At 66.9% G+C, this 14,619-nt stretch carries 13 protein-coding genes; all 13 read left to right on the forward strand.

From position 1 onward, the window contains the following. The first annotated feature begins 11 nt into the window (after positions 1–11). Complete coding sequence (locus ACVOMM_RS12280) at positions 12–710, forward strand: fimbrial biogenesis chaperone (protein WP_065181383.1); 699 nt, start codon at positions 12–14, stop codon at positions 708–710. Between the two features lie 219 nt (positions 711–929). Then, positions 930–1,736 carry a 30S ribosomal protein S2 gene (gene rpsB / locus ACVOMM_RS12285; RefSeq protein ID WP_053518321.1) on the forward strand — a complete coding sequence of 269 codons (807 nt, stop codon included), beginning with the start codon at positions 930–932 and terminating at the stop codon, positions 1,734–1,736. A gap of 125 nt (positions 1,737–1,861) precedes the next feature. After that, positions 1,862–2,740: a translation elongation factor Ts gene (gene tsf / locus ACVOMM_RS12290; RefSeq protein ID WP_053518318.1), complete on the forward strand. Its 879-nt coding sequence runs from the start codon at positions 1,862–1,864 to the stop codon at positions 2,738–2,740. A 203-nt stretch (positions 2,741–2,943) separates the two neighbouring features. Continuing rightward, positions 2,944–4,479, forward strand: coding sequence for a sensor domain-containing diguanylate cyclase (locus ACVOMM_RS12295; protein WP_111185787.1), 1,536 nt, complete (start codon positions 2,944–2,946; stop codon positions 4,477–4,479). Positions 4,480–4,599: 120 nt separating this feature from the next. After that, positions 4,600–5,328, forward strand: coding sequence for a UMP kinase (gene pyrH / locus ACVOMM_RS12300; protein WP_053518314.1), 729 nt, complete (start codon positions 4,600–4,602; stop codon positions 5,326–5,328). Between the two features lie 97 nt (positions 5,329–5,425). Continuing rightward, positions 5,426–5,980, forward strand: a complete 555-nt coding sequence (frr, locus tag ACVOMM_RS12305) for a ribosome recycling factor (RefSeq protein ID WP_053518312.1) — start codon at positions 5,426–5,428, stop codon at positions 5,978–5,980. A 5-nt stretch (positions 5,981–5,985) separates the two neighbouring features. Then, a complete protein-coding gene (gene uppS, locus ACVOMM_RS12310) occupies positions 5,986–6,753 on the forward strand; it encodes a polyprenyl diphosphate synthase (protein ID WP_065174698.1) in 768 nt (255 codons plus the stop codon). Then, positions 6,750–7,586, forward strand: a complete 837-nt coding sequence (locus tag ACVOMM_RS12315; RefSeq protein ID WP_053518308.1) for a phosphatidate cytidylyltransferase — start codon at positions 6,750–6,752, stop codon at positions 7,584–7,586. The genes uppS and ACVOMM_RS12315 overlap by 4 nt, the downstream gene beginning before the upstream one ends. 2 nt (positions 7,587–7,588) lie before the next feature. Then, positions 7,589–8,779: a 1-deoxy-D-xylulose-5-phosphate reductoisomerase gene (gene dxr, locus ACVOMM_RS12320; protein WP_481526306.1), complete on the forward strand. Its 1,191-nt coding sequence runs from the start codon at positions 7,589–7,591 to the stop codon at positions 8,777–8,779. A gap of 60 nt (positions 8,780–8,839) precedes the next feature. Beyond that, the gene (gene rseP, locus ACVOMM_RS12325) at positions 8,840–10,198 is read left to right on the forward strand and encodes an RIP metalloprotease RseP (RefSeq protein WP_053518305.1); all 1,359 of its coding nucleotides are present in this window, start codon (positions 8,840–8,842) and stop codon (positions 10,196–10,198) included. A gap of 74 nt (positions 10,199–10,272) precedes the next feature. Next, positions 10,273–12,693 (forward strand): outer membrane protein assembly factor BamA, encoded by a 2,421-nt coding sequence (gene bamA / locus ACVOMM_RS12330; protein WP_180875671.1) that lies wholly within the window; start codon positions 10,273–10,275, stop codon positions 12,691–12,693. A gap of 441 nt (positions 12,694–13,134) precedes the next feature. Next, positions 13,135–14,157, forward strand: a complete 1,023-nt coding sequence (gene lpxD / locus ACVOMM_RS12335; RefSeq protein ID WP_180875672.1) for a UDP-3-O-(3-hydroxymyristoyl)glucosamine N-acyltransferase — start codon at positions 13,135–13,137, stop codon at positions 14,155–14,157. Beyond that, positions 14,154–14,612 carry a 3-hydroxyacyl-ACP dehydratase FabZ gene (gene fabZ / locus ACVOMM_RS12340; protein WP_053519893.1) on the forward strand — a complete coding sequence of 153 codons (459 nt, stop codon included), beginning with the start codon at positions 14,154–14,156 and terminating at the stop codon, positions 14,610–14,612. The genes lpxD and fabZ overlap by 4 nt, the downstream gene beginning before the upstream one ends. Positions 14,613–14,619: the final 7 nt, after the last annotated feature.

Genomic DNA, 14,619 nt, shown 5'->3' on the forward strand with positions numbered 1-14,619 from the left:
TACTGATGCCGATGCGCGCACTCCTTGCCCTGTTCCTGCTGCTGCCGGGGCTGCCTGCCGCCGCACTGGACCTGCTGCCCACGACCCTGCAGCTGCCCGCCGAAGGGGGCCGCACCGAACTCTGGCTGCACAACCCCGGCCCCGAGCGCTGGCAGGGCGAGGTGCAGATCCTGGCGTGGGAGCAGCAGCTGGACGCCGAACGGCTGCAGCCGAGCGACCGCATCCTGGCCAGTCCGACCCGACTGGATCTGGCGCCCGGCGCCCGCCAGCGGGTCTGGCTGCTGCCCCGCAGCGCCGTCCCGGTCGCCGCCGAGCAGGCCTACCGTATCGTGCTCGCCCCCGGCAGAAGCAGCCTGCCACGCTACTCGCTGCCGCTGTTCCAGGGTGCGGCTGCGTCGTCAGTGCGCCCGGCCGTGCGTGCCCGCGTCGAATCCAACGGGTCGCAGACTCATCTGCGACTGGACAACCCGGGCCGCCTGCATGCGCGCCTGGACGGGCTTTCATTCGAGTCCGCCGGCGGCCATCGCAGCGTGCTGCTGCCGGGCCTGGCCGGCTATGTGCTGGCAGGACGGGAAAGGCGCTGGACGTTGCCGGCACGCCGCGACGGCTATCTCGGCGGCCGCTTCCGGGCCCGCCTGCAGGACGGCCGGGAGGTCGTTCTGGACGCATGGGACCCGTCAATTGCGGTGAACCCGCCCGCCGGGCTATAATCGCCAGGATGTCCTGCCGCCCTGTGCGCTGGACCCCGTCCACACCGGACGTCACCGGTGAATCCACACCTGCTGCCCCCATCCGTGCCGGGGTGCTCCGCAAGGAGTTCGGCCACGGAGGCAACAGGGAAGCCCAACCCCGGAACCGATCGCGCTTCCACGCGTCCCGCATACCTGTCCCGCGGGCGGAATCGCTGGTTCCATATCAGGAGTACTGCAATGCCCCAGGTCACCATGCGTCAGATGCTGGAAGCCGGCGTCCACTTCGGCCACCAGACCCGCTACTGGAACCCGAAGATGGCTCCGTACATCTTCGGCGCCCGCGGCAAGATCCACATCATCAACCTGGAAAAGACCGTCCCGCTGTTCAACGACGCGATGAACTTCATCTCGTCGGTTGCCCAGAAGCGCGGCACCGTCCTGTTCCTGGGCACCAAGCGCAGCGCCCGCGAAACCATCAAGGAAGAAGCCGAGCGTTGCGGCATGCCGTTCATGAACCAGCGTTGGCTGGGCGGCACCCTGACCAACTTCCGTACCGTCAAGCAGTCGGTTGCCCGCCTGAAGGAACTGGAAGCCGGTGAAACCGACGGCACCTTCGAGAAGCTGGTCAAGCACGAAGTGCTGGGCCTGCGTCGCGAGCGCGACAAGCTGGAAGCCTCGCTGGGCGGCATCAAGGACATGAACCGTCTGCCGGACGCCATCTTCGTCATCGACATCGGCCACGAAGACATCGCCATCAAGGAAGCCAAGAAGCTCGGCATCCCGGTGATCGCCGTGGTTGATACCAACTACAACCCGGAGCTGGTCGATTACGCCATCCCGGGCAACGACGACGCCATCCGCGCCGTGCAGCTGTACGCCCGTGCCGCCGCCGACGCCGTGCTGGAAGGCAAGGCCGCTGCTCCGCACGCCGCCTCGGTGCGCGAGGAAGAGTTCGCTGAAGCCGCCGCTGAAGGCGAAGAGAAGCCGGCCCGTCGCGCTCCGGCCAAGAAGACCGCCAAGAAGGGCGACGAAGCCCAGGCCTGATCCAGGCCCCGGGGTGGGCCCCAGCGCCCACCCCTCCTGCATGCCGCCCTCGGCGCGTGACAGGACCATGTCATACGGGCCGGCCACCATGCCGGCCCAACCCCTTTCTTTCGTGAGGTAATCCCGTGGAAATCACTGCTTCCCTGGTCAAGGAACTGCGCGAGCGCACCGGCGCCGGCATGATGGAATGCAAGAAGGCGCTGACCGAAGCCGCCGGCGACATCGACGCTGCGGCGGAACTGCTGCGCAAGTCCGGCGCTGCCAAGGCCGACAAGAAGGCTGACCGCGTGGCCGCCGAAGGCCGTCTGGGCCTGGCACAGGACGGCGGCAAGGCCGTGCTGGTCGAAGTCAACTCGGAAACCGACTTCGTCGCCAACGACGTCAACTTCAAGACCTTCGTCGACGCCGTTGCCGCTGCCGCCCTGGCATCGGGCGCTGCCGACGTCGAAGCGCTGAAGACCGCCAAGCTGGCCTCCGGCGAGACCGTCGAAGAAGCCCGCGCCCTGGCCGTGCAGAAGCTGGGTGAGAACATCCAGATCCGCCGCATCGCCAAGGTCGACGGCAACAACACCGTGGGTGCCTACGTCCACACCAATGGCAAGGTCGGCGTCCTGGTGGACCTGGTCGGCGGCGACGCCGAACTGGCCCGCGGCCTGGCCATGCACGTGGCTGCGCTGAAGCCGCCGCACAACAAGGCCGCCGACGTTCCGGCCGACTTCGTCGAGAAGGAAAAGGAAATCGAACTGGCCAAGATGTCCGAGAAGGACAAGTCGAAGCCGGCTGATATCCTGGAAAAGATCATCAGCGGCAAGATCAACAAGATCGTCAGCGAAGTGACCCTGTACGGCCAGGCCTATGTGCTGGACGGCGACAAGACCGTCGAGCAGGTGGTCAAGGCCGCCGGTGCCGACGTCGCTGGTTTCCAGCTGCTGGTCGTCGGCGAAGGCATCGAGAAGGTGGTGGAAGACTACGCCGCCGAAGTTGCCAAGGCGATGCAGGTCTGAGTCCAGCCTTCCGGCTGTGAAGCGACCACAAGGAGCCGCGGGGAACCGCGGCTCTTTTTTTATGCCGTCGGTGAACTTTGCGTTGCGCGCGAATCAGGCCGATACTCGGCGCAGGGAATCCTCAGTCACATAGCAGGATAGAAAGTCGCAGACTGTGATGAATTCCTAGGTATTCTTGCCCTAATGGAATTGAACGATCCGCCATGCCTCCCGAGCTGACAGCTGCCCTGGCGCTCTGCCGCAACCTTCCCTCGCCACCCGGTATTGCCCTGCGCATCATCGAACTGGCCCAGGATCCGGAAGCGGACATCGCCACCGCCGCCGACATCATCGCCATCGACATGGCGCTCAGCGCCCGCATGCTGCGCATCGCCAACTCGCCGCTGTATGCCAGCCGGCGGCGCATCGAGAATCTCGGCCAGGCACTGACCATGCTGGGCCTCAACGCCACCATCAGTCTGGCGCTGGGTTTCACGGTCACCCAGGGACTGACCGGAAGCGGTGCCGATCACGACCTGCGCCAGCGGGCCTGGAAGCGCAGCATCCTCAGTGCACTGGCTGCCAGCCAGCTTGGCCAGGCGCGCGGGCTGCGCCGCCTGGAAGAACTGATGCTGGCCGGACTGCTGCAGGACATGGGCGTGCTGTGCCTGGCCCAGGCCGAAGCCGAGCGCTACCTGCCCCTGCTGCGTGAAGCACGCGACAACCTCGACCTGGTTGCCCGCGAGCGCAACGTGCTGGGCTGCAGCCACGCCGATGTCGGCGCCTGGGTGGCCGAGCAGTGGGGCCTGCCGCGCTACCTGGTGGAGAGCATCAGCCACAGCGAAGACGAGGACGCCGCCGATTCGCCGTTCCAGGCGTGCGTGCAACTGTCCGGCGCGGTCGCCGACATCTGGCTGGACGGCGACGCCGACGCGGCCCGCGAACGGGCGCTGCAGCAGGTGCATGACCGCCTGGATCTGGACAGCGCCCGCTTCGACCAGGTCCTGGCCCGCATCAGCGATGCCCTGCCCGATATCGCCAGCCTGTTCGAAGCCGGCCTGAATTCTCCGGCGCGGGTGCACGAACTGATCGATCACGCACAGGAGCTGGCCACCCTGCGCAACCTGCGCGAACTGCAGGATGCCGACCAGGCACGGCGACGCGCCGATGAATTCGAGGCGCGCGCCAAGCGGCTGGCCGACCAGGCCCACCGTGACGCGCTGACCGGCGTACTCAACCGGCGCCAGCTGGAAGCGGTGCTGGAGCAGGAATTCCTGCGCGCCGGCCGGCATGGCTGGCCGCTTTCGGTGGCCTTCATCGACCTGGACGACTTCAAGAAGATCAACGACGCTCACGGTCATCTGACCGGCGACGAGGTGCTGCGCGCCTTCGCCGGCAAACTGCAGGGCCAGCTGCGCAACAGCGACACCGTCGCCCGCTTCGGTGGCGAGGAGTTCGTGGCGCTGCTGCCCAATACCAGCGAATCGGTAGCGCTGGAGGTGATCCGGCGCGTACTGGCGAACATCGTCGCCACGCCGATGGCCGAACTCGAGGGAGGGCCGCTGTTCGTCACCTTCTCCGCCGGCGTGGCCACGCAGGGGGGCTACGAACGCTTCGCCGACGTGCAGGACCTGCTGCGCGCCGCCGATGACGTGCTGTATCGATCCAAGAACCTGGGCCGCAACCGGGTGATCGCCCGCTCCCCCGGCGCGCTGGGCCACGACGAACTGTCCGCCACTGCCGGCCTCGAAGCGGGCTGAACGGGACGCCCCGATGAGCGGGGCGATCCAGCCGATTTTGCGCCGCAGTGCACAAAACACTTTGGCCGGGCGCCGCATGCGCGTAGAATCGCCCGCGATTTCCACGCACCCGAGGTCCCCATGTCCAAGCTCGCCTATCGCCGCATCCTGCTGAAACTCTCCGGGGAGGCGCTGATGGGAGACGAGGACTACGGCATCGACCCGAAGGTCATCAACCGCCTGGCCCGTGAAGTGATCGAGGCCCAGCAGGCAGGGGCCGAAGTGGCACTGGTGATCGGCGGCGGCAACATCTTCCGCGGCGCCGGCCTGGCTGCCGGCGGCATGGACCGGGTCACCGGCGACCAGATGGGCATGCTGGCCACCGTCATCAACGCGCTGGCCATGCAGGACGCCCTGGAGAAGCTGGGCGCCAAGGCCCGCGTGATGAGCGCGATCAAGATCAACGACGTGTGCGAGGACTACATCCGCCGCCGCGCCATCCGCCACCTGGAAAAAGGCCGGCTGGTGATCTTCGCCGCCGGCGTCGGCAGCCCCTTCTTCACCACCGATTCCGGCGCAGCCCTGCGTGCCATCGAGATCGGTGCGGACCTGCTGCTCAAGGCCACCAAGGTCGATGGCGTGTACGACAAGGATCCGAACAAGCACAGCGACGCGGTCCGCTTCGACAGCCTGAGCTACGACGAAGTGATCCGCCGCGGCCTGGAAGTGATGGACACCGCCGCCTTCGCACTGGCCCGCGACAGCGATCTGCCGATGCGGGTGTTCGACATGGGCCAGCCGGGCGAGCTGCTGAAGATCCTCAGCGGCGAGAACATCGGCACCCTGGTCCAGGGCCGCGACCCGGCCTGAGCCTGAGCGCAAGGCGACGCCCGGGCCGATCCAGGCCCGGCAGCGTCCCGTATTCGCCTATAATCGCCCGATTCCAGTTACATCCAGGACCCGGGCGATGCTCAACGACATCAAGAACAACGCGCAGACGCGCATGGCCAAGAGCATCGACGCTCTGAAGCACACCCTCACCTCGATCCGCACCGGGCGTGCTACTCCGGCCCTGCTGGACCGCGTCACCGTCAATGCCTACGGCAATGCCAGCACCCCGCTGAACCAGGTCGCCTCGATCTCCAACGCCGACGCCCACTCGCTGCTGGTCACGCCGTTCGACAAGAGCATGATCAAGGAGATCGAGAAGGGGCTGTACAACGCCGAGTTCACCCCGAATACGCTGGGCACCGCGATCCGCATCAACATGCCGCCGCCGACCGAAGAGCGCCGCAAGGAACTGGTCAAGCAGGTGCAGAAGGAAGGCGAAGGCGCCAAGATCGCGATCCGCAACATCCGTCAGGACGCGAACAAGGAAATCGCCAAGCTGGTCAAGGACAAGGCGATCAGCGAAGACGAGAAGAAGCGCGGCGAAGACGATATCCAGAAGCTGACCGACAGCAACATCAAGGATGTCGACAAAGTCGTCGCGGACAAGGAAAAGGAACTGTTGTCGGTCTGAAGTCGATGCCTTCAGTCCCGCCTCCCCTGCCGGCCGCCCTGCCCCGCCACGTCGCCATCATCATGGATGGCAACGGACGCTGGGCACAGCAGCGCCGCCGCCCGCGCGTGATCGGCCACCGTGCCGGCGCGCGCGCGGTCAACCGCACCATCGAGCGCTGCCTTGAACTGGGCATCCCGGCGCTGACCCTGTTCGCCTTCTCCAGCGAGAACTGGGGCCGGCCGCAGGACGAAGTCGATGCGTTGATGAAGCTGTTCCTGGGTGCGCTCGACCGCGAAGTGGACGAGCTGCACCGCCGGGGCGTGCGCGTGCGCTTCATCGGCGAGCGCGAGCGCTTCGGCGCCTCGCTGGTCAGCCGCATGCAGCTGGCCGAACAGCGCACCGCCGGCAACACCACGCTGACCCTGTCGATCGCCGCCAGCTATGGCGGCCGCCAGGACATCGCCCGCGCGGCGCGCGCACTGGCTGCCGAAGTGGCGGCCGGGCGCCTGCTGCCCGAACAGATCGACGAGGCGCTGCTGGGCCGGCAGATGGCCCTGGCCGACCTGCCGGCACCGGACCTGTTCATCCGCACCGGTGGCGACACCCGCATCAGCAATTTCCTGCTGTGGCAGCTGGCCTACACCGAGCTGTGGTTCACCGAGGCACTGTGGCCGGACTTCGACGCCGCGATGCTGCAACAGGCGCTGGATGCCTATGCGGGCCGTGAGCGCCGCTTCGGCCTGACCAGCGCCCAGATCGCCGCCCTGGCCACTGAGACGTCCAGCCCATGACCAAGACCCGAGTCCTCGCCGCGCTGATCATGGCGCCGGTCGCCATTGCCGCGATCCTGCTGCTGCCGACGCAATGGCTGGCCGCCGCGGCCGCCGCCGTCCTGCTGATCGGCCTGTGGGAATGGCTGAAGCTGGCCGACGTTGAAGACACCCTGGCGCGCACCGTGCTGCTGGTATTGAACCTGCTGCTGATGGTGCTGCTGGTGTGGGCCGACGGCAGTACCCTGGTGCTGTTCCAGATCACCACGCTGGTCGGCGTCGCCTGGTGGCTGGCGGCGCTGGTCTGGCTGCGCTTCTTCAACTTCGGTGCACAGCCGGGCAGCCCCGCGCGCATCCTCAAGCTGCTGGCCGGCACACTGGCCATCGTGCCGGCCTGGGCCGCGCTGGTGCTGATCCACGCCGGCGGCGACCCGCCCGGCCGGCAGGGGCATCTGTGGCTGCTGGCCGCGCTGGCGCTGGTCTGGGCCGCCGATTCGGGCGCCTACTTTGCCGGTCGCCGCTTCGGCAGGCACAAGCTGGCCCCGCGCATCAGCCCGAACAAGACCTGGGAAGGCCTGGTCGGCGGCCTGCTGGCCGGCGTGGCCGTGGCCGTCGGCCTGGGCTGGCTGGCCGGTATCGACCTGGCCCACCTGCCGGGCCTGCTGATCACGTCCGTGGTCGCCGTGCTGGCCTCGGTGCTGGGCGATCTGTTCGAGAGCCTGATCAAGCGCCATGCCGGTGCCAAGGACTCGGGCAACCTGATCCCGGGCCATGGTGGCGTGCTCGACCGTGTCGACGGCGTCCTGGCAGCCGTGCCGGTGTTCGCGCTGGGCAAGGAAATCTTCGGATTCTGACCATGCATGCAGCAGCACACCTGCGCCGGGTCGCCGTGTTCGGCGCCACCGGATCGATCGGTGCCTCCACCCTGGATGTGATCGCGCGCCATCCGCAGCGCTACCGGGCCACCGTGCTTGCCGCCGGCCGCCAGGTGCAGGCGCTGCTTGCGCTGTGCCGCCAGCATCAGCCCCTGCACGCGGTGATCGCCGACGAGGCCCTGTACCCTGCGCTGCGCGACGGTCTGCGCGAGGCCGGCCTGGCGACCCAGGCCCACGCCGGCCAGGCAGCGCTTGACCAGCTGGCCGCCAGTGACGCCTGCGACACCGTGGTGGCCGCCATCGTCGGCGCGGCAGGGCTGTCCTCGACCCTGGCCGCCGCCGCCGCGGGCAAGCGCATCCTGCTGGCGAACAAGGAATCACTGGTGCTGGCGGGCGAACTGCTGACCCGTACCGCCGAACGTGCCGGGGCCGAGATCATCCCGATCGACAGCGAGCACAGCGCCATCTTCCAGTGCCTGCGCTCGCGCGACGCCAGCCTCGAAGGCGCCGGGGTGCGCCGGATCCTGCTCACCGCCTCCGGTGGCCCGTTCCGTGGCCGCAGCCGCGCCGAACTGGCGCAGGTCACCCCGGCCCAGGCCGTGGCCCACCCGAAGTGGTCGATGGGGCCGAAGATCTCGGTCGATTCCGCGACCCTGATGAACAAGGGCCTGGAAGTGATCGAGGCCCACCACCTGTTCGCCGTGCCGGGTGAACGCATCGAGGTGCTGGTCCATCCGCAGAGCCTGGTCCATTCGCTGGTCGAATTCGTCGACGGCTCGACCCTGGCGCAGATGGGCCTGCCGGACATGCGCACCACCCTGGCCGTTGGCCTGGGCTGGCCGCAACGCATCGCCTCGGGCGTGGCCGGGCTGGATCTGCTGGCGCAGGGCCGGCTGGATTTCGAGGCGCCCGATACCGAGGCCTTCCCCTGCCTGGCGCTGGCCTGGCAGGCGATGCGCGCCGGTGGCACCGCCCCGGCGATGCTGAACGCCGCCAACGAAGAGGCCGTTTCAGCGTTTCTTCAGGGCCGGATCGGTTTCCTGACCATCCCGGCGCTGGTTGCTAACGCTCTTTCAACACTGCCGACCGAGCCAGCCGATACACTGGAGGTCCTGTTGTCCGCCGACCAGCGCGCACGCCTGCTGACCCTGAACGCCATCGACGCCGCCTGAACCGCCCGCCTGCCCAGCCCTGCATGACGACGCCGCCCCTGCCCGCCAACGTGAGCCTGCATGACTGACTTCATCGGATCGGTCTGGTGGATGATTGTCAGCCTGGGGCTGCTGGTCACCTTCCACGAGCTCGGGCATTACTGGGTCGGCCGCCTGTGCGGAGTCAAGGTGCTGCGCTTCTCTGTCGGCTTTGGCCGGCCGCTGTGGTCGCGGCGCGACCGGCATGGAACCGAATTCGCCATTGCTGCGATTCCGCTGGGCGGCTATGTGAAATTCCTCGACGAGCGCGAAGTCGAGGTGCATCCGCAGGAACGCGGCCAGGCGTTCAACCACAAGACGGTCTGGCAGCGCATCGCCATCGTTGCTGCCGGGCCGGTCGCCAACCTGCTGCTGTGCATCCTGCTGCTGTGGGCGATGTTCGTGATCGGCAAGCAGGACTATTCGCCCACCCTCGGCCGCACCAGCGGCATCGCGGCGACGGCGGGGCTCAACAGTGGTGACCGCGTGCTGCGCGTGGACGACCGCCCGGTCAGCACCCTGGGCGAGGCCAGCATGGCCCTGACCGCGGCAGCGATGGACCGTCGTGATGTCACGCTGGACGTGATCGACCGCAGCGATCAGGTGCATGCCCGTACCCTGCCGCTGTCGCAGCTGCCGGCAGGCTTCGATGAACGGCGGGTGCCGATCCTGGCGGGCCTGTACTGGCAGTCATGGCTGCAGCCCGCCCTGGTCGACAGGCTCACACCGGATTCCGTTGTTGCGGGCCAGCTGCAGCCGGGCGACCTCATCGTGGCCATCGACGGGCAGCGCATTGACAGCGTCGACCAGGTGATCGGCGAAATCCAGGCCCTGGGCCGCACCGGCGGCCCCGGCATGATCGAAGTCCTGCGTGGCGGCGAGCGGCTGGCACTGGAAGTGACTCCGCGCCAGGGCAAGGACGGCAAGGGCGAGCCGGTCTGGCAGATCGGCGTCGGTTTCCCCACCACCTACAGCCCGGCCTACGACACCCTGCTGCGTTACGGGCCCCTGGACGCGGTCACCGTGGCGGTGCGTGAAACCGGCCGGCTGGCCGCCGACTCGCTGGGCATGATGGCCCGCATCGTGACCGGCAAGGCCTCGCTGCAGAACGTTTCCGGCCCGGTCACCATCGCCCGTGTGGCCAATGTATCGGCCAAACGTGGGCTCGACTGGTTCCTGCAGTTCCTCGCGCTGCTGTCGCTGAGCCTGTGCATCATCAATCTGCTGCCGATCCCGATCTTGGACGGCGGCCACCTGCTGTATTACCTTATCGAGTTGGTCAAGGGCAGCCCGCTGAGCGAGCGTGCCATCGCCGCCGGCCAATACATCGGCCTGGCGTTGCTGGCCGGGCTGATGGGGTTGGCGTTCTACAACGACATCCTCGGCCTGGTCCCGCGATGAACTTTTCCACGTTGTTGCCGTCTACAGCGTCGGCATCCCGCACCAATGAAATCGACCTTCCTACCGGACGTGACATGACGCGACTCCCCAATCGCCGCCTGCTGGCCCTCGCCCTCGCCGCCGTCACCGGCGCTCCCGCCCTGGCCCAGGCAGCCGAGCCCTTCACTGTCAGCGATATCCGCGTCGACGGCCTGCAGCGCATCAGCTCGGGTACGGTGTTCACCTACCTGCCGGTGGAGCGTGGCGAGACGGTCACCGACAGCAAGGTCGGCGAAACCATCCGCGCCCTGTACAAGACCGGCTTCTTTGAGGACGTGCAGCTGGACCGCCAGGGCAACATCCTGGTGGTGACGGTCAAGGAACGCCCGGCGATCAACAAGCTGACCGTGACCGGCAACAAGGACATCAAGTCCGACCAGCTGCTGAAGGGCCTGTCCGACATCGGCCTGACCGAAGGTGGCACGTTCGATCGCCTGAGCCTGGACCGCGTGACCCAGGAACTGCGCCGCCAGTACAACGACCGCGGCAAGTACAACGTCGAGATCACCCCGACGGTGAGCCCGCTGGACCGCAACCGTGTGGACATCGCCATCGCGATCAAGGAAGGCAAGGCGGCCAAGATCCGCCATGTCAACCTGGTCGGCACCGAGAAGTACGACAGCAAGGACATCCTGGAAACCTGGGAATCCAAGGAGCACAACTGGGCCTCGTGGTACCGCCGCGATGACCAGTACTCCAAGGAAAAGCTGTCCGGCGACCTGGAAAAGCTGAACTCGTGGTACCTCGACCGTGGCTACGTCGACTTCAGCATCGACTCCACCCAGGTGTCGATCAGCCCCGACAAGCGCGACATGTTCCTCACCGCCGGCGTGACCGAGGGTGAGCAGTACAAGATCTCCGAGATCAAGGTCAGCGGCGACACCATCCTCCCGCAGGAGGACGTGGAGCGCATGGTGATCCAGAAGTCCGGCGACACCTTCTCGCGGGCGCTGCTGGAATTCAGCTCGGACACGATCACCAACTCGCTGTCCAACATCGGCTACGCGTTCGCCAAGGTGAACCCGATCCCGACCACCAACCGTGCTGACCAGACCGTTGCCATCAACATGCAGGTGGTGCCGGGCCCACGCGTGTCGGTGCGTCGCATCGTCTTCCGCGGCAATACCCGCACCTCCGACGAGGTGATGCGTCGCGAAATGCGCCAGTTCGAGAACAGCTGGTACTCGCAGGCCGCGATCGACCGCTCCAAGATTCGCCTGCAGCGCCTGGGCTATTTCGAATCGGTGGATGTGGAAACCCCGGCCGTCAGCGGCAGCAACGACCAGGTCGACGTCGTCTACAACGTCAAGGAAACCACCTCCGGCAGCTTCGTGTTCGGCCTGGGCTACTCGCAGTCCTACGGCATGACCACCTCCGTGCAGCTGTCGCAGAACAACTTCCTCGGCGGCGGCAACCGCGTGTCGGTGGAAGCCTCGCGCAGCAGCTACCTGCAGCGCTACGGCTTCAGCTACACCAACCCGTACTTCACCGATGACGGCGTGTCGCTGGGCTACAACCTGTCCTGGCGCGAACTGGACTACTCCGACTTCAACACCGCGCAGTACAACAGCACCAACGGTGCCGCGCAGGTGGTGTTCGGCGTGCCGCTGACCGAAACCGACTCGGTCTCGCTGATGTTCGGCATCGACAGCAACCAGATCTCGACGTACCAGAACGCAACGCCGCAATCGATCATCGACTACATCAACGCCGTCGGCCGCCGCACCTTCCATGCCTGGCGCACCGAGCTCGGCTGGGCACGCGACTCGCGCAACGACTACTTCATGCCGACCCGCGGTACCTACCAGCGCATCGGCCTGGAGACCACGCTGCCGGGTTCGACCGTCGAGTACTACAAGCTGAACTACCAGATCTCCAAGTACTGGCCGATCATGCCGTCGCTGGTGATCAACACGCGTGCGGAAATCGGCTACGGCGACAGCTATGGCAAGGACACCTCGCGCGATCTCTGCTACACCGCGCCGACCGAGGCCAACCCGAACCCGACCCAGACGGTCAACTGCAACCCGGGCTCACCGGATTACAGGAAGACGGTGACCGCCAGCGGCCTGCCGTTCTACGAGAACTTCTACGCCGGCGGTACCAACTCGGTGCGCGGCTTCGAGGACAACACGCTGGGCCCGCGCGAAGTCACTTCCGGCTATCCCGAAGGCCAGCCGCTGGGTGGCTCGCTGAAGACCGTCGGTTCGATCGAAGCCTACTTCCCGCGTCTGTTCGACAGCCCGTCGGCCCGCGTGTCGGCCTTCGTCGACTTCGGCAACGTCTACAACGGCGCCGACAACTTCAAGGCCAACGAACTGCGTGTGTCCACCGGTGTGGCCCTGCTGTGGCGCGCCCCGGTCGGCCCGATCTCGATCAGCTATGCGTTCCCGCTGAAGAAGGAAGACGACGACAAGATCGAGCGCCTGCAATTCACCTTCGGTGGGCAGTTCTAAGAACTGACCACCGAAGGTGCGCCGCGGCTTGCTGCGCAAGCAGCGGGTCCCGACCTACCCCCTATCCCCCGCGCCGCTGGCGCGCCCCCCTTAACAGAAGGGGGGCTCTCCACCAGACGGGGTACGAAGCGCCGGGCTCTGCCCGGCGTTTTCGTTTAACCCGGATGGCTGAAGCGCACGATCTGCTTTTGATCTTTTCTGTTTTCCGCGGCTGGCACTCGCGCCACGCTGTCAGAGGTCGGGCGGGTCGGGGCTGCGGGGGTGTGAGCCGCATGGATGCGGCGATCAAGGCTACAGGGACGTACTTGCGCCGTCCCCCGCAGCCCCGACCCGTCCGACCCAGCCCATGAGCCTGGCTCTGCCGGCCGCGAGGGGCCCCGCCGTTGGCTGCACAACTGCCCCCCGCATGACCGCAATGGCGTCACACGTTAAACTCCCGCCGTGAATACTCCCTCCTACACCGCCCAGCAACTCGCCGAGCAGTTCGGCCTGCAGGTCCATGGCGACCCCGCCACCGCCATCCATGGCGTGGCCACCCTCGCCCATGCCGGCCCTGGCCAGCTGACCTTCCTCGCCAATCCGCGCTACCGCACCCAGCTGGCCGACAGCCAGGCCTCGCTGGTGGTGCTGCGTGCCGACGATGCCGAGGCGGCTCCCGGCGCCGCGCTCGTGGCCAAGGACCCGTACACCACCTTCGCCAAGATCGCCGCGCTGTTCGACATCGCGCCGACACGCCCGCCGGGCATCCATCCCAGCGCCGTCATCGATCCCACTGCCCAGGTCGCAGCCAGCGCCCATATCGGTCCGTTCGTGTCCATCGGCGCCCGCAGCGTGGTCGGCGAGAACTGCATCATCGGCACCGGCAGCGTGATCGGCGAGGATTGCAGCCTGGACAACGGCTGCGAACTGATTGCGCGGGTCACCCTGGTCACCCGCGTCCGGCTGGGCAAGCGTGTGCGCGTCCACCCCGGCGCCGTGCTCGGCGCCGATGGCTTCGGCCTGGCGATGGACGCGGGCAAGTGGATCAAGGTGCCGCAGCTTGGCGGCGTGCGCATCGGCGACGACTGCGAAATCGGCGCCAACACCTGCGTGGACCGCGGCGCGCTGGAAGACACCGTGCTGGACGAAGACGTGCGCCTGGACAACCTGGTGCAGATCGCACACAACGTGCAGATCGGCGCGCACTCGGCCATCGCTGGCTGCACTGGCATTGCCGGCAGCGCCAAGATCGGACGTTACTGCCTGCTCGGCGGCCACGTAGGCGTGGTCGGCCACCTGGAGATCTGCGACAAGGTCGTGATCACCGGCAAATCGGTGGTGCGCAACTCCATCCATGAGCCGGGCGAGTATTCGTCCGGCACCCCGTTGACCGACAACCGCACGTGGCGCAAGAACGCCGCGCGCTTCAAGCAGCTCGATACGCTGGCCCGGCGCATCCTGGCTGTGAGCAAGGAGAAAGAATGAACGACACGCTGCAGCTTCCGATCGATGTCCTCCAGATCCAGGAGCTGATCCCGCACCGCTACCCATTCCTGCTGGTGGACAAGGTCCTCGAGCTGGATGTGGACGCCAAGCGCATCCTTGCCCAGAAGAACGTGAGCATCAACGAGCCGTTCTTCCAGGGCCATTTCCCGGGCCGCCCGATCATGCCCGGCGTGCTGATCATCGAGGCACTGGCGCAGGCCGGCGGTGTGATGACCCAGCTCTCGCTCGGCCGCGATGCGCAGTCCAAGCTGTTCTACATGGTCAAGGTGGAGAACGCCCGCTTCAACAAGCAGGTGGTGCCGGGCGATGTGCTGCTGCTGGACGTGCAGATGAAGCGGCTGATCCGCAACATGGGCTGGTACTACGGCGAAGCCAAGGTCAACGGCGAAGTGGTGGCCTCTGCCGAGGTCATGTGCGCCGGTGCCAAGGGCTGAGCCATAA

The organism is Stenotrophomonas sp. STEN009 (assembly GCF_056760395.1).